The 26,599-nt window shown below is 42.4% G+C and carries 22 protein-coding genes and 1 riboswitch; of the genes, 17 read left to right on the top strand and 5 right to left on the bottom strand.

What is annotated here, in order from left to right; translation table 11 throughout:
- Position 1 precedes the first annotated feature (1 nt).
- Positions 2-376, bottom strand: coding sequence for a response regulator (locus tag J2W55_RS10160; protein WP_310095167.1), 375 nt, complete (start codon positions 374-376; stop codon positions 2-4).
- 265 nt (positions 377-641) lie between these two features.
- On the opposite strand from J2W55_RS10160, the gene J2W55_RS10165 reads away from it, so the two are divergent.
- Both J2W55_RS10165 and J2W55_RS10170 read left to right on the top strand, forming a co-directional pair.
- Positions 642-2,048 carry a glycoside hydrolase family 30 protein gene (locus J2W55_RS10165; RefSeq protein ID WP_310095169.1) on the top strand — a complete coding sequence of 469 codons (1,407 nt, stop codon included), beginning with the start codon at positions 642-644 and terminating at the stop codon, positions 2,046-2,048.
- A 37-nt stretch (positions 2,049-2,085) separates the two neighbouring features.
- Positions 2,086-3,867, top strand: a complete 1,782-nt coding sequence (locus J2W55_RS10170) for a cellulase family glycosylhydrolase (protein ID WP_310095173.1) — start codon at positions 2,086-2,088, stop codon at positions 3,865-3,867.
- A 111-nt stretch (positions 3,868-3,978) separates the two neighbouring features.
- Here the strand turns inward: J2W55_RS10170 and porX are convergent, their stop codons facing one another.
- Entirely contained in the window at positions 3,979-5,532 is a 1,554-nt protein-coding gene (gene porX, locus J2W55_RS10175; RefSeq protein ID WP_310095176.1) for a T9SS response regulator signal transducer PorX, read from the bottom strand.
- 261 nt (positions 5,533-5,793) lie between these two features.
- Here porX and J2W55_RS10180 point away from each other — a divergent pair, with 261 nt between their 5' ends.
- From J2W55_RS10180 to efp, 6 genes are all read left to right on the top strand, one after another.
- Positions 5,794-7,020 carry an HD domain-containing protein gene (locus J2W55_RS10180; RefSeq protein WP_310095178.1) on the top strand — a complete coding sequence of 409 codons (1,227 nt, stop codon included), beginning with the start codon at positions 5,794-5,796 and terminating at the stop codon, positions 7,018-7,020.
- A 74-nt stretch (positions 7,021-7,094) separates the two neighbouring features.
- The gene (lpxD, locus tag J2W55_RS10185; RefSeq protein WP_310095181.1) at positions 7,095-8,144 is read left to right on the top strand and encodes a UDP-3-O-(3-hydroxymyristoyl)glucosamine N-acyltransferase; all 1,050 of its coding nucleotides are present in this window, start codon (positions 7,095-7,097) and stop codon (positions 8,142-8,144) included.
- 21 nt (positions 8,145-8,165) lie between these two features.
- A complete protein-coding gene (locus tag J2W55_RS10190; RefSeq protein ID WP_310095184.1) occupies positions 8,166-9,572 on the top strand; it encodes a bifunctional UDP-3-O-[3-hydroxymyristoyl] N-acetylglucosamine deacetylase/3-hydroxyacyl-ACP dehydratase in 1,407 nt (468 codons plus the stop codon).
- Complete coding sequence (gene lpxA, locus J2W55_RS10195; protein WP_076371333.1) at positions 9,569-10,354, top strand: acyl-ACP--UDP-N-acetylglucosamine O-acyltransferase; 786 nt, start codon at positions 9,569-9,571, stop codon at positions 10,352-10,354. Before J2W55_RS10190 ends, lpxA begins: the two co-directional genes overlap by 4 nt.
- Positions 10,355-10,416: 62 nt before the next feature.
- A complete protein-coding gene (locus J2W55_RS10200; protein WP_310095190.1) occupies positions 10,417-11,037 on the top strand; it encodes an ABC transporter ATP-binding protein in 621 nt (206 codons plus the stop codon).
- A 143-nt stretch (positions 11,038-11,180) separates the two neighbouring features.
- Positions 11,181-11,744, top strand: coding sequence for an elongation factor P (gene efp / locus J2W55_RS10205; RefSeq protein ID WP_310095192.1), 564 nt, complete (start codon positions 11,181-11,183; stop codon positions 11,742-11,744).
- Positions 11,745-11,942: 198 nt separating this feature from the next.
- Here efp and J2W55_RS10210 read toward each other — a convergent pair whose 3' ends face one another.
- From J2W55_RS10210 to J2W55_RS10220, 3 genes are all read right to left on the bottom strand, one after another.
- Positions 11,943-12,710: an exodeoxyribonuclease III gene (locus J2W55_RS10210; RefSeq protein WP_310095193.1), complete on the bottom strand. Its 768-nt coding sequence runs from the start codon at positions 12,708-12,710 to the stop codon at positions 11,943-11,945.
- A 167-nt stretch (positions 12,711-12,877) separates the two neighbouring features.
- Positions 12,878-13,573, bottom strand: a complete 696-nt coding sequence (locus J2W55_RS10215; RefSeq protein WP_310095195.1) for a peptidylprolyl isomerase — start codon at positions 13,571-13,573, stop codon at positions 12,878-12,880.
- Positions 13,574-13,634: 61 nt separating this feature from the next.
- The gene (locus J2W55_RS10220) at positions 13,635-13,982 is read right to left on the bottom strand and encodes a hypothetical protein (protein WP_310095198.1); all 348 of its coding nucleotides are present in this window, start codon (positions 13,980-13,982) and stop codon (positions 13,635-13,637) included.
- Between the two features lie 202 nt (positions 13,983-14,184).
- Between J2W55_RS10220 and J2W55_RS10225 the strand changes: the two genes are divergently transcribed.
- The 9 genes from J2W55_RS10225 (at position 14,185) to metH (ending at position 26,569) form a co-directional block, all read left to right on the top strand.
- The gene (locus tag J2W55_RS10225; RefSeq protein WP_310095201.1) at positions 14,185-14,517 is read left to right on the top strand and encodes a hypothetical protein; all 333 of its coding nucleotides are present in this window, start codon (positions 14,185-14,187) and stop codon (positions 14,515-14,517) included.
- Positions 14,518-14,584: 67 nt separating this feature from the next.
- Complete coding sequence (locus J2W55_RS10230; RefSeq protein WP_310095204.1) at positions 14,585-16,903, top strand: TonB-dependent receptor; 2,319 nt, start codon at positions 14,585-14,587, stop codon at positions 16,901-16,903.
- 141 nt (positions 16,904-17,044) lie between these two features.
- Complete coding sequence (locus J2W55_RS10235; RefSeq protein ID WP_310095206.1) at positions 17,045-18,025, top strand: alpha/beta fold hydrolase; 981 nt, start codon at positions 17,045-17,047, stop codon at positions 18,023-18,025.
- Between the two features lie 165 nt (positions 18,026-18,190).
- Positions 18,191-18,607 (top strand): tRNA (adenosine(37)-N6)-threonylcarbamoyltransferase complex ATPase subunit type 1 TsaE, encoded by a 417-nt coding sequence (gene tsaE, locus J2W55_RS10240; protein WP_310095209.1) that lies wholly within the window; start codon positions 18,191-18,193, stop codon positions 18,605-18,607.
- 52 nt (positions 18,608-18,659) lie between these two features.
- On the top strand, positions 18,660-19,886 hold the full coding sequence (locus J2W55_RS10245) for an alanine dehydrogenase (RefSeq protein ID WP_310095211.1): 1,227 nt from the start codon (positions 18,660-18,662) through the stop codon (positions 19,884-19,886).
- A gap of 11 nt (positions 19,887-19,897) precedes the next feature.
- Complete coding sequence (locus tag J2W55_RS10250; protein ID WP_310095213.1) at positions 19,898-20,578, top strand: M15 family metallopeptidase; 681 nt, start codon at positions 19,898-19,900, stop codon at positions 20,576-20,578.
- 65 nt (positions 20,579-20,643) lie between these two features.
- Positions 20,644-21,624, top strand: coding sequence for a YihY/virulence factor BrkB family protein (locus J2W55_RS10255; protein WP_310095215.1), 981 nt, complete (start codon positions 20,644-20,646; stop codon positions 21,622-21,624).
- Positions 21,625-21,721: 97 nt separating this feature from the next.
- The gene (locus tag J2W55_RS10260) at positions 21,722-22,453 is read left to right on the top strand and encodes a Bax inhibitor-1/YccA family protein (protein ID WP_310095217.1); all 732 of its coding nucleotides are present in this window, start codon (positions 21,722-21,724) and stop codon (positions 22,451-22,453) included.
- Positions 22,454-22,586: 133 nt separating this feature from the next.
- Positions 22,587-22,697, top strand: a riboswitch (SAM riboswitch).
- 197 nt (positions 22,698-22,894) lie between these two features.
- Entirely contained in the window at positions 22,895-26,569 is a 3,675-nt protein-coding gene (gene metH / locus J2W55_RS10265) for a methionine synthase (RefSeq protein ID WP_310095220.1), read from the top strand.
- The last annotated feature ends 30 nt before the right edge of the window (positions 26,570-26,599 follow it).

A 26,599-nucleotide genomic window follows, 5' to 3' on the forward strand; every position in this document is an offset into this window, starting at 1 on the left:
GTTATTGCGTAACTAAAACAGTATTAATTACCCGTTCCAGATCTTCCAGATCAAACGGTTTAGCCAGATAGGTTTGGGCGCCCGCCCGGTTTGCTAACAGCTCAATATCACTATTTGCCGAAAAATAAATAACCGGGATATGTTTTAGTTCGTCAGATTTCTTAAGTGTTTGTGTAGCAATAATTCCTCCGGCATCAGGTATCCAGTTATCCATTAAAATTACATCGGGTAAAACATTGGATACCTTATCAATTATATTGTTGCAATCAGTAAAGGTGTAAACCTCCCATCCATGCTCTTCTAAAATATAACTACAAATAGAAAGTATGTCTTCGTCATCATCAAATATGACAATCTTTTTTCGCGGTTCTTTCATGTGAATACTTCAAGTGAAACTATAAATAAATCCTAATAAATCAAAATATTTTAAATCCATTATTGGTATAGAACTGTATTGCCTGATCTTTTATAAATACGATTTCATGAGCGATATAAGCATTGGTGTATGTTTTACACTTTCGTAATATATTAGTTACCCTGCATTTATGTTCTTTTTATATTAAAAACAATAATAAATTTACTTTCCAATTTTAGCCTTTTAAAACCAACCACTTCATGCTGTACCTGCCAAATTTTTACCTATGAATAAAAATGTCAGACTTTTTTTTCTGCTGCCGCTGTTATTGGCAACAAGCACTGTTAACGCTCAAAAAAATACCGGGGCCAGTCTTTGGTTAACTAAAGCCGACAGGTCTGTTTTGTTTGAAAAACAGAAGGATGCTTTGTATTTTAAACCGCTAAACAGCAACAATTTTACCATAAGCATTGATGACAAGCAAACCTATCAGCCTATTGACGGGTTTGGGTTTGCATTAACAGGCGGAAGCGCCATGCATATTATCCACATGAGCGCGAATAGTCGGGCAGCTTTACTAAAAGAGCTGTTTGCCACAAACGGCAATAATATAGGGGTTAGCTATATCCGCCTGAGTATTGGTGCCTCTGATTTAAATGAACGTGTATTTTCATATGACGATATGCCTGTTGGTCAAACTGATCCGGCTCTCAAACATTTTGATCTCGGGCCTGACCACCAGGATGTGATCCCGGTGATGAAGGAAATACTGGCCATAAATCCGTCTGTTAAGATACTGGGATCGCCGTGGTCGCCACCGGCATGGATGAAAACCAATAACGACACCCGTGGTGGCAGATTAAAACCAGCGTATTACGGCGTTTACGCCAAATACCTTGTAAAATACATACAGGAAATGAAAGCACAGGGAATAACCATCGATGCTATCACTATTCAGAACGAGCCATTACATCCAGGCAATAACCCCAGCCTGCTATTGGTAGCACCAGACGAGGGCGAGTTTATCAAATCCTATCTGGGGCCGGCATTTAAAGCAGCACGCATCCATACCAAAATTATTATTTATGATCATAACGCCGACAGGCCCGATTACCCTATTTCTATTTTAAATGACCCGGCGGCAAGTAAATATATCGATGGCTCAGGCTTTCATTTATACGGCGGCGACATTGAGGCTTTAACAGACGTTCATAATGCGCACCCTGATAAGAACCTCTATTTTACCGAGCAAATGGTTGTTGAACCAGAAAATAGTTCAACTATTGATATTGTTTCACCGGTTAAACGTTTGATTATTGGTGCTACCCGCAACTGGAGCCGCAATGTGCTTGAATGGAACCTTGCTGCAGATCCCGATTATAAGCCTTATACCGACAGGGGCGGCTGCCCCATGTGTCAGGGCGCGGTCACTATAGATAAAAATGCGGTGAAACGTAATTTAGCTTATTACTCTATTGCCCATGCCTCTAAATTCGTACGTCCCGGCTCGGTTCGTATTGCTTCAAACAATTCAGATAAGTTGCCAAACGTTGCGTTTAAAACCCCCGACGGTAAAAAAGTGCTCATTGTGGCCAATGTCAGCCAATCGTCTCAGGATTTTAACATCAAATACAAAGGCAAAGCCGTGGCTGCTACCTTGGATAAAGGTTCTGTAGGTAGTTATATCTGGTAAAATATTAAAACGATTGTTCATATCAATAACCTGATACATGATGTTACAACAAGCTTTTAAAAATATAACGGCAAGGGTCATGCTGATGATCTTAGCTGTTTTCTTTATTTCAATAAACGGCAATGCCCAGGGATTTTTAAGGGCCGATGGCAAAAAGATAGTTGACGAAAGCGGAAAAAACATATTGCTGCGCGGCATGGGCCTTGGCGGCTGGATGCTGCAGGAAGGCTATATGTTGCATATTAACAAGGACAGCCGTCAGTATCGTATTCGTGAACGGCTGGAGAAGCTAATGGGGCCTGCCGAAACCCGTGAATTTTACGATACCTGGCTGGCCAACAATACCCGTAGAATAGACATCGACTCTATGCATCGTTGGGGTTTTAATTCTGTACGCCTGCCTATGCATTATAACCTATACACGCTGCCTGTTGAAAAAGAACCTGTTGCGGGGCAAAACACCTGGCTGGATAAAGGCTTTAAAATGACCGACGACCTGTTGGCCTGGTGTAAAGCCAACCATATGTATCTGATACTTGACCTTCATGCCACCCCTGGCGGGCAAGGTAATGACCTCAACATAGCTGATCGCAATCCCGACCTACCTTCTTTATGGGATAGCGAGGCAAACAAACAAAAAATGATAGCCCTTTGGCGCAAACTGGCCGATCGTTATAAAAATGAACCATACATAGGTGGTTATGACATCATTAACGAGCCTAACTGGGGTTTTGATGATCCGGTTAATGACAAAAATGGCTTAAAGGAAAAAACAAACGCGCCGTTGCGAAAATTGATGGTTGATATTACAGCCGCCATTCGGGAGGTTGACAAAAAACACATCATTATTATTGAAGGCAATGGCTGGGGAAATAACTATAACGGGATATTACCCACATGGGATAAAAACATGGTACTGAGCTTTCATAAATACTGGAATTATAACGACCAAAAATCCATAGAACATATTGTTAAAACACGCGATCAGTACAATATACCGGCATGGATAGGTGAAACCGGCGAAAATTCTAATGTTTGGCTTACTGAAGAGATCCGCCTGCTGGAAAAAAATAATTTAGGATGGGCGCTATGGCCGCTTAAAAAGATGGGAAACAATAACCCTATTGAAATACCATCAAATCCCAATTATGATGATGTCGCCAACTACCTGAACACCGGCAAACATAAACCAGGAGAAAGCAATGTATACAGCGGCACGCTCGAAATGGCCATACACGCTAAATTAGAGAACGCCATTATTCATCACGATGTAATTGATGCCATTTTCAGACAACCATTTTCGGCCGTAGCCAAACCGTTTAGGGCTAATAAGATTACAAATGGCACTATCATAAATGCGGTTGATTATGACCTTGGGCGTAATGGAGTTGCCTATTTTGATACAGACACTGCCGACTATCACGTATCAACAGGCAAATATGGGCAAGGCAACCGTGGACGAATTTATCGCAACGATGGGGTGGATATTAGTAAGGACTCCGCAGCCTACAGCAGCTTTTATGTAGATCATATTGAAACCGGTGAATGGCTGCAATATACCGTGCAGGTAAAAACAGCAGGAGTTTATTCGGTTAGGTTAAAAGTGGCATCGGCAACAGATGATGCAAAACTTTCGCTAAACGTTAATGGAGCAAGCCAGGCTAAAGAAATAGCTATACCCAATACCGGCAGTTCAAAAAACTGGCAAGTGATCACTTTAAAAGATATCCGGTTAAAAAGAAGTAAAAACAAAGTGAAAGTATACGCTGATAAAGGTGGCTATAATTTACATTGGCTGCAATTTGCACAGAAAAAGTAAATAAACCGTTAAGCCAAAAGGGTGTTTTGCATCCTCCTGGTATAAGTTACAAAAACGGCCATTCTTTTAAAGAATGGCCGTTAATATTTCGATCCTTCTTAGGCCTCAATCCTATTTAGGCCCGTAGGTAACTATCGGTATGATCATTTCTTCTAACGAGATACCGCCGTGCTGGAAAGTTTCATTGTAAAAATTTACAAAGTGGTTGTAGTTGTTCGGGTATACAAAATAGCTGTCTTCCTTGGCAAATACAAAGCTTGAGCTTAAGTGCAGTTTAGGCAACATAGCATCGTGCGGATTGCGGATGTGGAATACTTCTTTGGCATTATAATTCAGGTTTTTGCCTTGTTTATAGCGCAGGTTGGTATTAGTATTCCTGTCGCCCACAATTTTGCTTGGGTTTTTAACACGGATAGTACCATGATCGGTAGTTATAATCACCCTTACTTGTTTTTGGGCCAAAAATTTAAGCAAATCATATAAAGGAGAATGCTCAAACCACGAAAGGGTTAAAGACCGATACGCTGCATCATCACTTGCCAGCTCCCGGATCATCTGCATATCAGTGCGGGCGTGCGACAGCATATCAACAAAATTATATACTACCACATTCAGTTCATTGCTCAACAGGTTATTAACTGATTCGTTGAGCGCACGGCCCTCGTCAATGTTCAGTATTTTGTGATATGAATATTTGCAGTCTTTACGCAATACCCGTTTTAAATGATCGGCAATAAATTCAGATTCATATAGGTTCTTACCACCTTCATCCTCGTCATTTTGCCACATAGTTGGATAACGTTTTTCCATTTCCAAAGGCATTAATCCCGAAAAAATGGAGTTACGGGCATACTGGGTAGCGGTAGGCAGTATGCTGTAATAAGTATCTTCCTCCTCCATTCTGAAATACTCGGAGATGATGGGATTTATTACCTTAAACTGGTCGTACCGCAGGTTGTCAATCAGGATAAAGAACAATGGCCCGTTACCGTCAAGCTTAGGAAATACCTTCTTTTTAAACAACTGCGGCGAACTGGTAGGTGCAAATTCGGGGTTTTTGATCCAGTTTAAATAATTGCGCTCTACAAATTTGCAAAACTGCACATTAGCTTCGGCTTTTTGCAGGGTAAGTATTTCGTGCATGCCGGCATCTTCCAGCTGTTCAAGCTCCAGCTCCCAGTATATGAGTTTTTTATATACATCAACCCATTCCTGGTGGCTCAGGTTATCATTAAGCGTCATGCCGAGCGTACGGAAATCCATTTGATAGGCCATGGTTGTTTTTTCGGTAACCAGGCGTTTATTTTCAGTAAGCTTTTTAATAGTGAGCAATATTTGTTTGGGATGCACCGGCTTGATCAGGTAATCGTCGATCTTTGACCCAATGGCATCTTCCATCAGGTATTCCTCCTCGTTCTTGGTGATTAGCACAATAGGCACATCAATATTAATATTCTTGATCTGTTGCAGAGTTTCCAGCCCGGTTAAGCCCGGCATATTCTCATCAAGGAAAACCAAATCAAAATAATGTTGCTTAAACGCGTCAACAGCGTCGTTACCGTTGGTTACAGTGGTAACTTTATATCCTTTTTCATTAAGGAAAAGTATATGTGGTTTTAAAAGGTCAATTTCGTCATCGGCCCATAAAATGGTGGTATCTTGCATAATAATATCTGTATTAAAAGTACATGCCTGTATCAGAGTTTTCAGAAATAATAGATTTCAGGATAATAAGATGAAAAACTATCTATCGTTTTATAAGTGATGAGATCCTGTTAATTTTAAAATTCAGCAATTCTGATCCAGACCTAATAAACCTCAAAGCAATACTTTTGTTGTTAATGAGTAAAGGTATTAACAAAATTTAACAAACATCATGCGCTTATTTTACCTTTGTTTTACATTTTTGCACCGTAAACACCCACATTGAACAAAAAGAAGATTATAAATGACCCGGTTTATGGCTTTATCAGCATCCCAACCGAGCTGGTATTTGACCTCATTGAGCATCCTTATTTTCAACGGCTAAGATATATCAAGCAGTTGGGTATGACACACCTGGTATATCCGGGGGCATTACATACCCGTTTTCATCATGCGCTGGGTGCCATGCACCTGATGGATATGGCCATTGAAACCCTGTGTAATAAGGGCCACCATATAAGCGACGAGGAAGAGGAAGCCCTAACTATTGCCATACTATTGCATGATATTGGCCACGGCCCGTTTTCACATGCTTTGGAGCGCACCATTATTGAGGGCATAGCTCATGAAGATATATCTACCATGCTCATGAACAAGCTTGATGAGCAGTTCGACGGGCGATTATCTACAGCCATTAGCATTTTTAATGACACTTATCCGCGTAAGTTCCTGCACCAGCTGGTATCAAGCCAATTGGATATGGACAGGCTTGACTACCTGAACCGCGACAGTTTTTTCACCGGCGTATCCGAAGGGGTGATCAGCTCAGACCGCATTATTAAAATGCTCAATGTAAAAGACGATCATATTGTAGTTGAAGAAAAGGGCATATACTCTATCGAAAAATTTTTAATAGCCCGTAGGCTTATGTACTGGCAGGTTTATCTGCACAAAACAGTAATTGCGGGAGAAGAGTTGCTGGGTAAGGTTTTTAAACGCTGCCGTGAGCTTACGTTAAAAGGTGAGGATTTGTTTGCCACCCCGGCCCTCAAACACTTTATTAAAAACAACATCGGCCGGGATGCATTTATGAAGGAGGATCATCACCTGGAAATTTTTGCGAGCCTGGATGATGCCGATATCATGTCGGCCGTAAAGGTTTGGGCCGCACACCCTGATTTCGTGTTATCCAAACTATCACAAAATCTGGTGCAGCGTAATCTTTTCCACGTAGATATTACCAACAAACAGCCGGATAAGGCTTTTGTTAGCAGTCTTATACAAAGGGCTGTTCAAAAGTATGGCATAAGTGAACATGAGGCGTCGTATTTTGTATTTACAACATCCATTCGTAACAATGCATATACTGCCGGCGATGGAAATATTGGCATCCTGATGAAGGACGGCCATGTGTGCGATATTACTACAGCCAGTGATAATTCAAATTTGGAAGCATTGGCTAAAACCGTAAAAAAATATATTCTTTGTTACAGTAAGGGTTTACTATAAGTTGAGCGTTATGAATAGTGAGTTTGTAACTTATTAATAATTTGCTGCTTTAATATTAACATTTAAATTTGTCGATGCAATTTACTGCCCAGGAAATAAGTTTGTTGCTCAACGGAACTGTTGAGGGTGATGCTTTTGTGAAGGTTGACAGGCTTGCCAAAATAGAAGAGGGAGACACCGGTAGCCTTACGTTTTTGGCCAATCCAAAATACGAACAGTTTTTGTATACTACCAATGCCTCAATTGTTATAGTAAATAACGACCTGCAGCTTACCGCGCCGGTAAAAGCAACACTTATACGCGTTGAAAATGCCTACAGCGCGTTTACGGTACTGCTTGAAAAGTATAATACGGTTAAACTCAATAAGCAGGGGGTTGAACAGCCCAGCTTTATACACCCCACAGCTCAGATAGGTGAAAATGTATATATAGGTGCATTTGCTTACATCGGCCCAAATGCCAAAGTAGGCAATTACAGCAAAATATATCCCAATACTTACATTGCCGACAATGTTACCGTTGGTAATAACGTTACCTTGTTTGCGGGCGTAAAAATTTATTTTGATTGCGTTTTGGGCGATAATGTAGTCATTCATGCCGGCGCAGTGATAGGCAGCGACGGATTTGGTTTTGCCCCTAACCCCGATGGCACCTATAATAAAATAAGCCAGATAGGGAATGTAATTATTGAAGATGATGTAGAAGTGGGTGCAAATACTGCTATTGACCGTGCCACAATGGGTTCAACCATTATACGTAAAGGCGCTAAAATAGACAATCTGGTACAAATAGCGCACAATGTAGAAATTGGGGCACATACGGTAATTGCGGGGCAAGCGGGTATATCCGGCAGTACCAAAATAGGCGAAAAGGTGCTTATTGCAGGGCAGGTAGGTATTGCAGGGCATTTAAACATAGCCAATGGCACTCAACTGTCTGCGCAGGCAGGTATCAACAGCTCCATTAGTGAAGAAGGTAAGGCCTGGGGAGGCTCTCCTTATATGCCTTATAAAGACTATCTTCGCGCGCATTCCAAATTAAGGAAACTGCCTGATCTGGATAAAAAGGTATATGAGCTTGAAAAATTAATTGAAGAACTGCGTAATGGTAACCCTGCAAAATAGGGGCAGCCAACTATAATAACTATGAATGTAAAACAAAGAACTATTAAAGCGCCGGTATCAGTTTCGGGTACAGGCTTACACACTGGTCAAAGCGTAACCATGACCTTTAACCCTGCACCCGAAAACCATGGCTATAAATTCAGAAGGGTTGATATGCCCGGTACACCAATTATCGACGCCGATGTTGATAATGTAACCGACACCTCCCGGGGTACATCAATTAGCCAAAACGGCGCTACCGTAAATACGGTTGAGCATGTGCTGGCAGCTTTGGTTGGTTTGGAGATTGACAATGTACTGATTGATGTTGATGGCCCCGAAACGCCCATTATGGATGGCAGTTCCATACAATTTGTTGATGTAATTAACGAAATCGGTCTTGCTGAGCAAGACGCTGATCGCGAATACTACCATATACCCTATAATATACACTACTCAGAACCCGACCGTAAAGTAGAGATGGTGGCTATGCCGCTTGACGATTACCGCTTTACCTGTATGGTTGATTACAACTCGCAGGTGCTGGGCAGTCAGCATGCCAGTATATCAACCATAAGCGAGTTTAAAAAAGAAATTGCATCGTGCCGCACTTTTTGTTTCTTGCACGAGCTTGAAATGTTGTTAAAACACGACCTGATAAAAGGCGGCGATCTCAACAACGCTATCGTGGTAGTTGATAAGGATGTGGATGAGGATGAACTGGCACATTTAGCCAAGCTTTTCAATCGTAAAGACATTAATGTAGCCCCCCAGGGTATTTTAAATAATATTGAACTGCGCCATCAAAACGAGCCTGCACGCCATAAGCTGCTGGATATGATAGGCGACCTTGCCCTTGTTGGTGTTCCGCTCAAAGGGCACATCATGGCCGCAAGACCCGGCCACGCGGCCAATGTAGCCTTCGCCAAAAAAATAAAGTCGCTCATTAAAAAAGAGAAGAGCCGCAAGCAGGTTAAGGTGTATGACCCCAATGCCAAACCTATATATGACACAGTGGAAATTATGGGGATGCTGCCGCACAGACAGCCTTTTTTAATGATCGATAAAATATTGGAGCTTACCAAAAGCCATGTGGTAGGTGCCAAAAATGTAACCATAAATGAGGAGTTTTTTAAAGGTCATTTCCCCGGGGCTCCTATATTTCCGGGTGTGCTTCAAATTGAGGGTATGGTACAAACCGGCGGCATACTGGTGTTAAATACCGTACCTGACCCACAAAATTATTTAACCCTGTTTTTAAAGATCGAGAACGCCCGCTTTAAAAGCAAGGTGGTGCCCGGCGATACTATTATTTATATTTGCGACCTTATAGCGCCGATAAGACGGGGTATAGCCACGATGAAAGGCATCGGCATGGTAGGCGACAGAGTTGTTGTTGAAGCCGAACTGATGGCACAAATTGTAAAAGTAAAAGAAAGCGAAGCATGATCCAGCCATTAGCATATATACATCCACAGGCTAAAATAGCCGACAATGTGGTGATAGAGCCTTTTGTAACTATCCACAAGGATGTGGAAATTGGCGAGGGTACCTGGATCGGCTCCAACTCTGTTATTATGGATGGCGCCCGTATAGGGAAAAACTGCCGCATATTTCCGGGCGCTGTAGTATCAGCTCCACCACAGGATCTCAAGTACAAGGGCGAGCAAAGTACTGTATCTATTGGAGATAATACAACCATACGCGAGTGCGTTACCCTGAACCGGGGTACCGCACTTGATAAAAATACAACCACTATTGGCAGTAATTGCCTGTTGATGGCCTATGTGCACGTAGCTCATGATTGTGTAATTGGCGATAATGTGATCATTGCAAATTCGGTACAACTGGCAGGGCATATCAATATTTATGATTATGCTTTTGTTGGCGGCTCATCTGCAGTACACCAGTTTGTGGAGATCGGCGCTCACAGCATGATATCGGGCGGTTCATTGGTGCGAAAGGATGTCCCTCCTTTTACCAAAGCCGGGCGCGAACCTTTATCATACGTGGGTATCAATTCTGTAGGGTTACGCCGTCGCGGGTTTTCGGCTGCCACTATAAATGAGATACAGGAAATATACCGCATCATATTCCTCAAAAAATATAATGTAAGCAAGGCCCTCGATATTATTGAGGCCGAATTTACCCCGAGCATCGAGCGCGATGAGATCATCAACTTCTTGCAAAACTCACAAAGGGGTATCATGAAAGGGTTTGGGAATACGTAAACAGGCGTCTGCCCATTGCCTTCTCAATATCCACAACGCTGTAAATTCTCTATTCATACAAAATGAACATCACCCTCCAAAACATCGGCCGCAGATTTAACCGCGACTGGATATTCAGAGGTATTGATTATACTTTTAACAGCGGGCAATCTTATGCCATTCTTGGGCCTAACGGTTCCGGGAAATCTACTTTATTACAGGTGCTTAATGCAAGCCTGTCGCCATCGGCCGGTACTATCAGCTATACGTTTCAGGGAAAGCCTGTTGAGGCAGATCAGGTCTTTAATTATCTGAGTCTTGCCGCACCTTACCTGGAGCTGATAGAAGAGTTTACGCTGAATGAAATGGTTGATTTTCACTTCAAATTTAAAAAATACAGAAACGAGCTAAACAAAAAAGAACTGATAAATTTACTTAACCTGTCAAAAAGCGAGAACAAGCTTATCCGGTATTTTTCATCGGGAATGAAACAACGGCTTAAACTCATACTGGCATTTTGCGCCGATACGCCCATCCTCATGCTGGATGAACCCACATCAAACCTGGATACGCAGGGTGTAGACTGGTATTTAAGCCTGGTTGAACAGTTTGCCCACAACAGGCTTACCATTATCTGCTCAAATCAGGAACAAGAATATGGCTTTTGTGATAAACGGTTAAGCATTTCAGATTACAAAATATAAGTTAAACTATCAGATATGTGGTTTGACACGGGTGATTATCAAACGCTTAATGTTCCGTGCTTTAAACTTGCAAGTAAAAAATCTTCTGTCTCCTATCCCAAATCTCATATCTAATATTTAGTTTTGCGCCTCAATATTATTTTATGGCTAAAGCATCAGATGTTAAAAATGGAAATGTGCTTCGCTTTAACGGCGAATTAGTGCAGGTTGAAGAGTTTTTACACCGTACACCAGGTAACTTACGCGCGTTTTACCAGGCCCGTATGCGTAACGTAAAATCAGGAAAATTGGTTGAATACCGTTTCCGTACCGACGAAGAGGTTGATATTGCCCGTGTTGAGACCAATGATTATCAATATTTATATGATGAAGGTGATTCATTAGTAGTAATGGATAACACCACTTATGATCAGCATAGTGTTCCAAAGGCTTTATTTGGGTCGGCGGTAAAATTTTTAAAAGAAGGCATGAACGTAATTGTTGCCTTTGAAAGCGAAGAGCCTATCATGGGATCTATCCCGGGTTCTGCCGAGCTGGAAATTACCTACACCGAGCCTGCTGTTAAAGGCGACACCTCAAGCGGAGCTTTAAAGAACGCCACCGTTGAAACCGGTGCCGAAATACGTGTGCCATTGTTTATCAACATTGGTGACAAAGTAAAGGTTGATACAGCTACTGGCTCATATGTAGAGCGGGTAAAAAGCTAAATCTCAACTTTCTAAACAAGAGATTTTTGATTTGCAGGTTTAATCCTGCTGAAAGGAAAAAAAGGAGGTTCGAAAATAGACCTCCTTTTTTTTCATCTTCTTTTGTCATCCCAGGCGAGTACGAGGGGCTTGTTCCTACACCATCAAGTTGTTTTTATAGCAAAACAAAAAAGCTTCAGGCACATAACTCTTTTAGAATTAAAACTCCAGTTCCAGCAATACTGGGCAATGATCTGAATGCCGTGCTTCGGGCAATATAGCTGTACGTTTAATATTGGCTTCCAGTTCTGTACTGGCCATGGCATAATCAATACGCCAGCCTAAATTTTTTGCTCTCGAATTGGCCCTGAAACTCCACCAGGTATAATTATGCGGCTCCTTGTTCAAATGCCGAAACGTGTCAATAAAACCGCTTTCTATAAACTTTTCCATCCATTCGCGTTCTTCCGGCAAAAAACCGGATGAGTTGGCGTTTGATTTTGGATTATGTATATCAATCGGCCTGTGGCAAATATTATAATCGCCGCATACAACCAGTTTAGGACAGGTTGCCTTTAACAGGGTAAGATATTTGCCGAACTCATCTAAAAAGCGGTATTTAAATACCTGGCGCTCATCGCCGCTTGAGCCCGACGGAAAGTAAACGCTCATGACGGACACCTCATCAAAGTCCACCCTGATGTTACGGCCTTCGCGATCAAAATCGGAAATACCGCATCCATATTCAATATGATTTGGCGTTTGTTTGCAAAAAATGGCAGTGCCGCTATAACCTTTTTTTTCGGCCGGGAACCAGTAGTGCTTATATCCTAACTGATCAACAAGGCCCAGGTCAGTAAGTACATCAGGTGTTGCTTTAATTTCCTGCAGGCAAATTACATCAGCATCAGTAGCTTGTAACCAGGCCAACCAGTTTTTGTTTATAGCCGAACGGATGCCGTTAACGTTATAAGTGATTATTTTCATTTCGGTTTTAAACGCGCTAAAGTACAGTATTTTGGCTTTAGCAATAAAGGTTTATTTAGATATTAATTTGTTTTGATTAGATATTAATTTGTTTTGATTAGATATTAATTTGTTTTGATTAGATATTAATTTGTTTTGAATAATGCACTGAGGCCCAAAATCAGAAATCAAAACAGTAGTTTATCCAGTTGGCTGCACTCTTTTTTGCTGAGCACCTCTACAGTTATAGGCACATCGGCTAAAGGGCGGTTACATTCGTCTTTCTTTACAGCAGCAATACGGTCAACCATATCAATTCCCGAAATTACCTCACCATAAACGGTGTAGTTTTGATCCAGATGAGGTACCCCTCCAACTGATTTATACCATTCTCTTTGCCAGGCGGGTATTTTGCGGCCCTTTAATCGTGTTTTCTCAAGCGTATCCAGCTTTCCATCCGTAAAACGTTTACCCTCCACAATATAGAACTGGCATCCGCTTGACGCTTTTTGTGGATTATCATCCCTTGCAGCTGCCAGCACACCACGTTTATGAAAAAGGCTGTCTCTGAACTCAGCAGGCACTGTGTAGCCAACATCGCCATTCCCAAGCTCAGCATCAAGTTTTGTTTTCTCAGGATCCTTGGAATCGGGATCACCACCCTGTATCATAAAGTTTTGTATCACCCTATGAAATAATGTGCCGTTGTAAAATCCCTTTTTTGCCAGTTTAATAAAATTATCGCGGTGCAAAGGGGTTTCATTATAAAGGCGTATAATACAATCGCCATATGTAGTCCGGATGCGAACGTATTGGTTTTTAGGTGGTTTAGCAAACGCTACAGCACTTAAAAGAAGCAACGTGAGCGTAATGAGTTTTTTCATCGTTTAGCAAAAAGAGTTAAAATGAGGTTTGCTTTACTATATTAAGATTATGCTGCCCGGGTTATACCACCCCCTGCTCTTCAAAATAATTAATTATTAATGATTTGATCAGCATTTCCTGTTCAAGCAAAGTATAGTTCGGGATAACTTTTGTTCTTTTCCAATGCGGCCATCCATCCTGGTCTAATCCTTCAAGCTCATAAAAACCAAGCATACTGAACAACCTGCAATTGGCTATATGCATCAATTCCTCTTTTTGGCGTTTGCTGAACTTGCGCGGGCCCTGTCCCAGTTCCTGCACGCCAATTAAAAACAGCATTACTTTAATATCAGGCTTTTCGTTATCAAAATCTTCAGCAATGCGCTGTTGCAGGGCATCCCATTTCACATTAATTTCGGCAGGTGTCATAACTACAAAGATAATTAATAGTTGGCTGAACCTTTACAAACAGAACCAAAGAATAGCCCCGATCATTTAATCCCGGATAAAATCCGGTGGTCTTTTAGGAGCGTAAAATGCGGTAATATTATCATTAATGTTACAAAGTTGCATTAGTTTTAACGTTTTATTAGCTATTTTTGCGTGATCTTTTTAAAAAAAGGTGCTAAAGGTGAAAAAAAACAAATTACATATCATATACTCGTGGCTGTTGCTAATTTGCTTCATTGCCGGGCAGTATATGGTTTATACTCACCAGCACCTGTTTATAAAGGGGATTGCCAAAACAGCAAATTCTGCTGTTCATGATCATCAGCAGCATCAAACCGTTAAAGAGAAATGCTACATGTGCGATGTCATGCACCACCAGGCCGCGGTAATTGATAACCCCTCTTATTTTAGTCCGCAGGTAATCGCATTGCATTTTTTTAAAGCCCCGGTTTACAGTTTTGTAAGTATGGGCCTTGTGCTTGCCGCCGGCCGCGCCCCTCCCGTACTTTCATAATAATATCTTTCCTGTAAAAACTACGCCACCAATTGTGTGGTATTTATTGATCAAAAATTATTTTATTATGAAATTAAAGCTAATTAGTAGCTTATTAATGCTGTTTGTAGGTTTTTCTGTATTTGCAGATACCAATATATTTAAAGGAAAAATTGTTGATTCCGGTACAAAGCAAGGCCTTCCGGGTGCGGTTATTACAATTCCTGAGTTAAAAACCTCGGCCATTGCAGATGCAAATGGAGAGTTTACTTTCAAATCGGTTCCTGCAAGGGGCAAGTTCCTGGTTTCGGTAGAGTATATAGGTTATAAAACCGTTACCCAGATCATTGACCTGGGAGCGGCCGCTTCTATCACTTTCTCTCTGCAGCCAAGTATCATTGAAACGCGCGAAGTTATTGTTACCGGAACAGCTGTTAGCGCCAATAACAAGCAGAACAGTACCTCCGTATCAACCGTTGGCCGCGAAAATCTGTTGCGCCCTTCAACCAACCTTATTGATGCGCTTGCACACCAGGTACCGGGTGTATCGCAAATTACAACCGGGCCGTCTATCTCTAAACCGGTTATCCGCGGGTTAAGCTATAACCGCGTGGTCACCCTGAGCGATGGTGTAAAACAACAGGGCCAGCAATGGGGCGATGAACATGGTATCGAAATTGATCAATATGGCGCCGATCGTGTTGAGGTATTACGTGGAGCCGCATCGTTATTATATGGTTCAGATGCCCTGGGCGGCGTTATTAACCTGCTTGAGCCCCTTACCCCTCCTGATGGACAGGTAAAAGGCGAGTTCCTGACCAACTACTCTACCAATAACGGATTAACCGGATCGTCATTAATGCTCACAGGAGCCGAGAATGGTTTTGTTTGGAGAGCGCGGGGAAGCTATAAAAATGCTTACTCCTTTAAAACACCCGACTATTATTTCCCCAATTCGGGCTTTAACGAAACCGACCTGAGCGGTATGGTGGGCTTAAATAAAACCTGGGGTTACTCGCATATTAATTTTTCGTATTTTAAAAATAACATCGGTTTTTATGATCCCGACCCGGCAAACGGTTTAAACTTTGTTCATGACGATGGCACTCCCTTTACACAGGATGAATATAAAAGCCGCACAATGGAGTATCCAAAGCAAGATATCAGGCACTACAAAATAAATTGGGATAACAACTTTATTATGAACAATGGTAACTTGAAGGTTAACCTGGGTTATCAGAAAAATCAGCGCCGCGAGCTTGACGGACCCGACCCCAGCCTTTTCTTTGACCTGAACACCTACTCTGGCGATGCTAAATACTATATAACCGAGTCAAACGGCTGGCAGCCGGTTTTTGGGGTAAGTACCGAGATTGGGCATAGCCTGAACAAAGGAACCGAATTTTTAATACCAGCCTATGATACTTATGGCTATGGCGCTTTTGCTTATATTAAAAAAACATGGGACAAAAATACAATCAACGCCGGTATCCGTTATGATTACCGCAAAAACAACGGCAAGGGTTTAGAGGAAGACGGTGAAGCAAAATTTACCCCTTTTACCAATAAATTTTCAAATGTGAGCGGCGCACTGGGATATACCCATGAGTTTACGGACAACCTGAACTTTAAAGCTAACGCAGGCTCGGCATTCAGGGCGCCAAACCCGGCAGAATTGGGTTCAAACGGTGTGCATGAAGGCACATTCCGTTATGAGATAGGCAATCCTAACCTATCGCCCGAAAGAAGTTACCAGGCCGATGCAACCCTGCAATATGATAATAATGTAGTAAGCGCAAGTTTGGGTATCTATGAAAATTACATCCATAATTATATTTATGCTTCACATGTTCAGGGCGATGTGGCGCCAGCTGAAGGTGAAGACGGGAACATCCAGAATTTTGATATATACCGCTACGGGCAGGTAAATGCCAATCTGTATGGTTTTGAAGGTAACTTTACGCTGCACCCGGTAAGCTTTATACATTTTGAAAACACCTTTGGGTATACCTACGCCCGCAACATTACATTAAACAGGCCCCTGGCTTTTATACCGGCAGGTACGCTTAAAAACACGCTTCGGTTTGAACCCACCATTAAAGGTTTAAAACAATCATACATTTCAGTAGGTATTGATAACTTTTTTAACCAAACCCGTTTTGACAGCGCATTTGAAACCGGTACAGAAGGTTATACCTTACTGAACGCGGGCTTAGGCACTACCATTAACTTTGGCAAGCAACCTGTTAAGCTTTATGTATCAGGCAATAACCTGCTCAACAAAAAATATTATGATGCCTTAAGCCGCTTTAAGCCGGGCAGAATAAGCTCTGAAGACCCTACTTTCGGCATATACAATATGGGACGTAATATCACCTTTGGTGTGTATTTGCCGTTAAGTTTGTAGCCCTGCACTTACCTATGCAACGCACCCTGCCATACATCCGGGCAGGGTGCTTTTTATTTGGGCACGGGCTTAATTCATTCGCCTTATAAACCTGCTTTGTAATTTTACTAAACATTTAAAGCTTGCCCTTGTATTAATATCATGCACCGGAAAATAATATTATTGTTTATTATACTAATTGCATCTGCAGCTGCCCGGGCACAGTCAGATACGCTGTCAATTACGCTTGAAAATGTAAAATATCCGTATCCGGTAAGCTTTTTACCTATCAGAGTTGAAGGGCAGGATATCCGCATGGCCTATATGGATGTTAAACCGGCTACTGCCAATGGTAAAACGGTAATGCTATTTCACGGCAAAAATTTCGGCGGGTATTACTGGACAAACGTGATCCAGGCCCTAACAGCTAAAGGTTACCGGGTAATAGTGCCTGACCAAGTTGGTTTTGGCAAATCGTCAAAAGCATTTATACATTACAGCTTTCACCAACTGGCCCGGTTTAACAAAAAGCTGCTTGATACATTGGGCGTACAAAAAGTAACATTATTGGGGCACTCTATGGGCGGCATGCTGGCTACCCGCTTTACGCTGATGTACCCCGACCAGGTTGAAAAGCTCTTATTGGAAGACCCCATAGGTTTAGAAGACTACCGCACTTTTGTGCCTTACCAGAGTGCAGAAGATGATTATAAGACCGAATTGAAAACAAGCTTCGGATCCGTAAAGCAATATTACCAAAACTCTTATTTCACAACGTGGAAACCCGCGTATGACTACCTGGTTAAAATAGCCGCGGGTGTAAGCAACAGCAGTGATTTTCCGCGTTATGCGAAAGTTGCAGCACTTACTTTTGAAATGATCTATGAACAGCCGGTATGCTATGAATTTGGCCTGATCAAAGTGCCCGCGGTATTATTTATTGGCAAGGAGGATAAAACCATTGTAGGTAAGGCTTTGCTCAGCAATGAGGAGAAAGCCAAACACGGTCAATACAAAATATTAGGTCCTGAAACCGCCAAAAAGATACCCGGATGCAAGCTTATTGAATTTGAAAATTGCGGCCATATCCCGCATATAGAAATAAGCGAAAAATTCTTAAAGGCCCTGATTGAGAATATTTGATGGTTTAATGATCTATAGGGCCGGGTTTTTAGTTATTTTTGGCTTCATAAAATAATATGCCATTGCGGGCAAGAGCATACATTAAAGAGGGATATGTATAAGTCGCGATTACTTCATAGTTCCTTCTCAATGACATGGTAACTTTGACTAAACAATCATAAATAAGTGTTATTAACCGTTCAATCATTAACCAACCTGCCTGCCGCAGCTCAGGCAATATTAACCCACGCGGCAAATAACAGGATATTTCTTTTTTATGGCGATATGGGTGCAGGTAAAACCACACTCATTAAAAGCTTGTGCAGCTTTATAGGCACTGCCGATACCGTTACAAGCCCCACTTTTGCTATAGTGAATGAGTATCGTACTGAAAAGGATAAAATTTATCATTTTGACTTTTATCGCCTTAAAGATCAAACCGAAGCCCTGGATATGGGTTATGAGGAGTATTTTTATGCAGACGCCTGGTGCTTTATTGAGTGGCCCGAAAAAATACCCGACCTTATACCGGCACATCATACCACCATCAGCATAAAAGCTTTAAATGATGGTTCGCGGCAAATCAGTGTCGAAAATTTTTAGTTTAATGGTAAGTCCTTTTTTATTATCTTCAACAGCCACAAAATAATACATCATGAGTTCAGGGATATACAGTGGGTTTTCAGATGTTGCCAAACAGGCAATGATGCAGCCTCAGGAGTCAATGCTTGAGGTAAAGAATAAGAAAAACAAGCTATACATTGGTATTCCTAAAGAAGTTTCCTTTCAGGAAAACAGGATCCCGTTAACCCCATTATCCGTAGCGTTATTAGTTAATAACGGGCACGATGTTATTTTAGAAAGTAATGCTGGGCAGGCAGCCAATTTCTCAGACAAAGATTACAGCGACCAGGGTGCACGCATTGTTTATGACACCAAATCTGTTTATGAGGCAGATATCATCATAAAAATTGCTCCCCCAACCATGCAGGAAATTGAATTTATGAAAGCCGGTCAAATATTGATATCAGCCCTGCAGCTGTCAACCCTCAAAGCCGAATGCCTGCAAGCGCTGATGAATAAAAAAATAACCGCGCTTAGTTTTGAACACCTGCGCGATGAGGGCAATACGCTCAGTGTAGTAAGGGCCATGAGTGAGATAGTAGGCGCAACGTCAATACTTATAGCAGCCGAATATTTGAGTAACGTATTTGAGGGTAAAGGGCTCATGCTGGGAGGCATTACTGGTGTTCCGCCCACAGAGATCGTAATATTAGGCGCAGGTACGGTGGGCGAATATGCTGCCCGGACTGCCATATCATTAGGTGCCGAAGTAAAGGTTTTTGATCCGTCGATATATAAATTACGCCGTTTGCAGAATAATATTGGCGCCCGCGTTTTTACATCTGTAGTGCAGCCTATTGTATTGGAAAAAGCCATTACTACGTGCGACGTAGCCATAGGCGCTATGCGGGCCGAAGATGGCCGCAGTCCCTGCATTATTTCAGAAGCTACCGTAAGCCATATGAAACGCGATTCTGTAATTATTGATGTGAGCATTGACCAGGGCGGATGTTTTGAAACATCAGAAGTAACCAACCATACCCATCCGGTGTTTCGTAAGTATGATGTGATACATTATTGTGTCCCCAATATAGCCTCGCGTGTGGCACGTACTGCCACCTATGCGCTTACCAACATATTCACGCCCATATTATTGGATATTGGCGATCAGGGTGGTATAAAAAACGTAATATGGCAAAAATCGGGCGTTCGTAACGCGGTTTACATTTACCACGGGCATTTGACCAATAAACACATTGCCGAGCGTTTTTCTATCCCATGTAAAGATCTCGACCTGCTTATTGTATCGCATCGGTAAAACAATAATATATGCGCCCTTACCTGATTGCACTCTTTTTCATTATTACAGCAATTAATGTTAAGGCGCAGCATTATAAATATATTGACAGTACAAAAGTTAGCGGCATTGCCCGCTATAAAAGACAGATAAAAGCCAATCCGGATAAGCAGCTCGTCGAAATAAAAAAATATATTCCTGCTATAGTTTTGGACATAAGGTACGCTACCACCAACAATTTTATGCACAGGCGTATGTACGCACAACCTAAAGCATACGCACGCTTGCCGGTGGTAAAGGCCTTACAGCTAATTGAGGCCGATCTGCAAACCCGCGGCCTGGGCCTTAAAATTTATGACGCGTATCGCCCTTATTCTGTCACCGTTAAATTTTATGAAATGGCCAGCGACACTAATTTTGTAGCCGATCCCAGGAAGGGGTCTAAGCATAACCGGGGCTGTGCTATTGACCTTAGCCTTATTGACCTTAAAACAGATAAAGAATTGGATATGCCCACCGGGTTTGATAGTTTTAGCAAAAAAGCCGCAGCCAATTATCCGGCTATTACCAGGCAACAGTTTGAAAACCGCGAATTGCTTAAAACAATAATGCAAAGCCATGGATTTACCGTATTGAATACAGAGTGGTGGCATTATGATTTTAACGGATGGGCAAATTACGAATTGCTCGATATTCCTTTTTCGGCGCTTTAATTCTCCGCCCTGGCGGTAAAGGCACTAAAATTGCTAAGTAAGCTTATGTATATAAATTATAAGGGATGAAATTTTTCAGGAAAGAAAACCTTAAGAAACTGTGGAAGATACTGGTAGCTACGTTTAGCGGTTTTTCAAGCGATAACGGCCTGAAACTAAGCGCGTCATTGGCTTACTATACTATTTTTTCAATAGCGCCGCTGCTGTTTTTATTGATCGCCCTGGTTGGTTTAATTCCTATAGCTAAAACTGATACCCTGTACCAGGAAATAGGTACTTATATAGGTACGGATGCTGCTAACCAGATACACAGCACAGTGGCAAGCCTTAAATTGAATGGTAAAAGTGGTTTTGGCTTTGCCGTAGGCGTTGTTACTTTATTAATTGGCGCAAGCAGTATATTTATTGAGATCCAGGACTCTTTAAATATTATTTGGCGGGTAAAAGCAAAGCCCAAAAGCGGCTTGCTCAAATTGCTTAAGAACCGTTTTATTTCTTTTTCACTCATCATAAGCTTAGGCTTCCTGCTTTTAGCATCATTACTCATCAATTTCATTATAGACGCTATAGGCTCAAAAATAGAAGAATTTTTACCGATGTTAAGGATCACCAAATTGCTTGTACAAGGCGTTAACCTTGGTGTAACATTAATAGTTATCTCCGTTTTATTTGGCATTATATTTAAATTTTTGCCCGACGTAAACATCAAGTGGAAAGATGTGCGCACAGGTGCGCTTTTCACCGCATTGTTATTTATGCTTGGCCAGTACCTCATAGGGCTCTATATTCAATACACAGCCCAGGGATCGGTATATGGCGCCGCGGGTTCTATCATTGTTATTTTAGTTTGGATATATTATACGGCGGCAATACTATACATAGGCGCAGAGTTTACGCAGGTTTATGCCGAGGCTACAGGCAGCCACATTGAACCGGCGGAGTATGCCGTATATGTGCGGCATACCGAAGTGGAACAGCATGTAAAAGATCTGCCGCTTCAGCACCCGGAAATAAAAAGCCAACTTAAACCTGCTGACAGCAAGTAAGTTTACCGGCGGTCTGTTTCCTGATACTAAGCTTGCCGCTCTTCACACTATATTCACATTTTATTCGTAAATTCGTATATTAAATTATTTTAATAAAATGGAAATTAAAGATCCTGAATACGTTTATAAAAACGTAATACAATTAAATGAACAAGATGCATCCCGTAAATTTATAGCCAATGTATTTGTGTGGATGTTTGTGGCCTTAGGGTTGTCTGCTTTTTGCGCATTTCTTTTTGCCCAAAACCAGGCGCTGCTTAATACGCTGATTGATCCGGCAACAGGCCGTAACACCGGTTTGGGAACTGTCGTAATGTTTGCTCCGCTTGCATTTGTGTTAATAATCTCCTTTGGCTTTAACCGGCTATCGTACGGAGTGTTAGCGTTCCTGTTTGTCGCATTTTCGGCAATAATGGGTGTAAGCTTAAGCTATATACTTTTGGTTTTTACCGCCGGCTCGGTTTTAGGCGTGTTTATAACTACATCGGCTGTTTTTGGTATAATGGCGGTTGCCGGTTATACAACCAATACCGACCTTACTAAATTTGGCTCTATTATGATGATGGGGCTGATTGGTATTATCATAGCTTCGGTAGTTAATATGTTTATGCACAGCAGCCAGTTAGATTATATCATTAGCTATGTAGGAATAGCGGTATTTGTTGGCCTTACCGCTTATGATGTGCAAAAATTGAAACGCATTGGTGCAGGTTTGGAGTACGGTGACGCATCTGCCTCAAAAATGGCGCTAATGGGCGGCTTAACTTTATACCTCGATTTCATCAACCTTTTCCTGATGATACTGCGTTTATTCGGCAGAAGAAGATAATGATCAAATAAAGAACTATTATTAAAGCTGCCCCGCAAAGGCAGCTTTTTTTATTTGCAAAATTTACTTAGCGTACACATTTTGAAGGGGACAAAACTATTGCATATTAAAGCATTATTGTGCACCTTTGCATTGCTTATAGAGAAAGGCGGAGGGATTAGACCCTGCGATGTCTTAGCAACCTGTACTTCACAAGGTGCTACATTCTACTCAACAACTCACAACGTGTTGGGACAGATAAGCGAAAGTCAGTCATACACCCGACTTTTCGAGTAAGCTGTATTATAGATTTGAGATATTAGATGTGAGATATGAGATGGCTTCGGCTTACATTTATCACACACTTAATACCTTGTTTTACCAGATATGGGAACGAGTTAAAGATCATGATGTTTTTCATCCTGGTCTCACACCTCACATCTCATATCTCACATCTCAAACATGGATATTAGAAAAGAATTAGAGAAGCGCATACTGGTTATTGACGGGGCAATGGGTACCATGATACAGCGGTACCAGTTAACCGAACGGGATTTTCGTGGGGAACGTTTTAAGGATCATTTAACAGATCTGCAAGGTAATAATGACCTGCTAAACATTACCCGCCCGGATATTATAAAGGCCATCCACGCGGAGTACCTGGATGCCGGTGCCGATATTATCGAAACCAATACCTTTAGCACCCAGATAATTTCACTTGCCGATTATAACCTGGAAGCGCTGGCCTATGAGCTAAGCTATGAAGGCGCGCGCCTGGCCCGCGAAGTAGCTGACGAATACAATAAAAAAACACCGCATAAACCACGTTTTGTGGCGGGCGCAATTGGTCCTACCAACCGTACGGCGTCCTTATCGCCTGATGTAAATGATCCGGGCTATCGTGCGGTAACATTTGACGACCTGGCTAACGCTTATTATGATCAGGTACGCGGTTTGGTTGACGGAGGAAGCGATCTGCTATTGGTAGAAACCATATTTGATACCCTGAATGCCAAAGCCGCTTTGTTTGCCATCAATCGTTATGCGAACGAATCGGGCAGGGAACTGCCTGTTATGATCTCAGGTACTATTACCGACGCATCCGGCCGTACCTTGTCCGGGCAAACGGTAGAAGCATTCTGGAACTCTATTCGTCACGCCAATCTGCTTTCTGTAGGTTTAAACTGTGCTTTGGGTGCCAGGGAAATGCGCCCGCACCTTGCCGAGCTTTCGGAAAAAGCCGATGTATTTATATCAGCCTATCCCAACGCGGGTTTGCCCAATGAATTTGGCCAGTATGATGAAACAGCACATGAAACAGCCCACCAGGTTGATGACTTTATAAAAGCAGGACTGGTTAATATTGTAGGTGGTTGCTGCGGCACCACACCTGAGCATATTAAATGTATCGCGGAGAAAGCGGCTAAATATCCCCCAAGATTATTGCCTGAAGTAGCCCCTCACCTGCGCCTGAGCGGTTTAGAGGCAGTTACCATAACTCCCGAAAGCATTTTTGTGAACGTAGGCGAGCGTACAAACATTACCGGGTCGCCAAAATTTTCCAAACTGATATTAGCCGAAGATTACGAAGCGGCATTAACGGTTGCCCGTCAGCAGGTTGAAGGCGGTGCCCAGGTGATCGACATCAACATGGACGAGGGGATGATAGACTCAGAGGCGGTGATGGTGAAATTCCTGAACCTGGTAGCTTCTGAACCCGATATAGCCAGGCTGCCTATCATGATAGATTCATCAAAATGGACGGTTATTGAGGCCGGCTTAAAGTGTATACAGGGCAAAGGTATCGTAAACTCCATATCACTTAAAGAGGGCGAAGAAAAGTTTAAGGAGCAGGCCCGCAAAATATTAAGCTATGGTGCAGCCACCGTTGTGATGGCCTTTGACGAAACCGGTCAGGCCGACTCCTTGCAGCGTCGTATCGAGATCTGTAAACGCTCTTATGATATTCTGGTTAATGAGGTTGGTTTTCCGCCACAGGATATCATTTTTGATCCTAATATATTAACCGTAGCCACCGGGCTCGAAGAACATAACAATTACGCTGTTGACTTTATAGAAGCCACGCGCTGGATAAAACAAAACCTGCCCCATGCCAAAGTAAGCGGCGGCGTAAGTAATATTTCTTTCTCTTTCAGAGGGAATAATGTAGTACGCGAAGCAATGCACTCTGCCTTCCTTTATCACGCTATTAAAGCGGGTATGGATATGGGAATTGTAAATGCCGGCATGTTGGAAGTTTATGAGGAGATAGATAAGAACCTGCTGGTGTTGGTAGAGGATGTACTGCTTAATCGTCGTGATGATGCTACAGAGCGCCTTGTTGAATATGCCGATACCATAAAAAGCAAGGGTAAAGAGGTTGTGCGTGATGAAGAATGGCGCAAAGGTACGGTGTCTGAAAGGCTTTCGCACGCGCTGGTAAAGGGAATAATTGAGTACCTTGACGATGATGTGGAAGAGGCTCGCCAGGCTTATGACAAACCACTTGACGTAATAGAAGGCCCCCTGATGGACGGAATGAACATTGTGGGCGATTTATTTGGCGCAGGTAAAATGTTTTTACCGCAGGTAGTAAAATCTGCACGCGTAATGAAAAAGGCGGTGGCATACCTGTTGCCTTTTATAGAAGAGGAAAAGAAAAATAATGTTAATGCCGATCAGCGCGCCAATGCCGGAAAGGTATTGATGGCGACGGTAAAAGGCGACGTACACGATATTGGTAAAAATATAGTGGGCGTAGTATTGGCCTGTAACAATTTTGAGGTGATTGACCTGGGCGTGATGGTTCCGGCTCAGAAGATCATTGAAGAGGCTAAAAAGCAAAATGTAGACATTATTGGCCTTAGCGGATTGATCACCCCTTCGCTTGACGAGATGGTTCATTTTGCTAAAGAAATGGAGCGCGAGGGCTTTACCATCCCGCTTATTATTGGCGGTGCTACCACATCGCGCATACATGCCGCGGTAAAGGTTGCTCCTAATTATTCTGGCGCTGCTATACATGTGTTGGATGCTTCGCGAAGTGTTACTGTTTGCAGCAGCCTGATGAGCAAAGATAACCGGGAGGCTTATATACAGGGGATAAAAGATGAATACGCAAAAGCCAGGGAGGCACACCTGAACAAAAAATCAGATAAGCGCTTTGTGAGTATTGAGGACGCCCGCAGATCAAAATTCCAGATCAGTTTGGATGGAGATGTTGCACCGAAACCAACATTTACAGGTACTAAAGTGTTTGAATCATATCCGCTGGAAGAACTGGTGCCTTATATTGACTGGACGCCGTTTTTCCACACCTGGGAATTGCGCGGCAGCTACCCTAAAATATTTGCCGATAAGTTTGTTGGAGATGAAGCAAAAAAATTATATGACGATGCCCAGGAGCTGTTAAAAAAGATCGTGGATCAAAAGCTGTTAAAAGCGAGTGGAGTTATCGGTTTTTGGCCTGCCAACAGCGTTGGTGACGATATTGAATTATATACAGACGAAAGCCGTAAACAATTGCTGACCCGTATACACACCCTGCGCCAGCAGTCGGAAAAAGTAAAAGGCGAACCCTATTATGCGCTGGCCGATTTTATAGCACCAAAAGAAAGCGGCGTGCCCGATTATTTTGGGGGCTTTGCCGTAACTACGGGTATTGGATGCGATGAGTTGGTTGCTGAATTTGAACGCGACCATGATGATTATAACAGCATTATGGCCAAAGCCCTTGCCGACCGCCTGGCCGAAGCATTTGCCGAAAAAATGCATGAACTGGTACGTAAAGAATATTGGGGCTATTCAAGGGGAGAACAATTGAACGCAGAGGAGCTGATCAAAGAGGAGTACCAGGGCATCCGCCCGGCGCCGGGTTATCCCGCCTGTCCTGACCATACAGAGAAAACCACGTTGTTTGAGCTGCTGAAGGCCGAGGATAACGCCCATATGCATCTTACGGAAAGCCTGGCCATGATGCCGGCTGCATCAGTAAGCGGTTTCTATTTCGCACATCCGCAGGCCAGATATTTTGGATTAGGAAAAATCAGCAAAGATCAGGTAGAAGATTATGCTGTGCGGAAGAATATGCCGCTGGAAGATGTAGAACGCTGGCTTGGGCCTAATATAAACTATTAAATTTGTTGCGCGGCTCGTGTTTCGGGGTGC

It is taken from the genome of Mucilaginibacter pocheonensis, from assembly GCF_031456535.1.
Lineage (GTDB): Bacteria > Bacteroidota > Bacteroidia > Sphingobacteriales > Sphingobacteriaceae > Mucilaginibacter > Mucilaginibacter pocheonensis.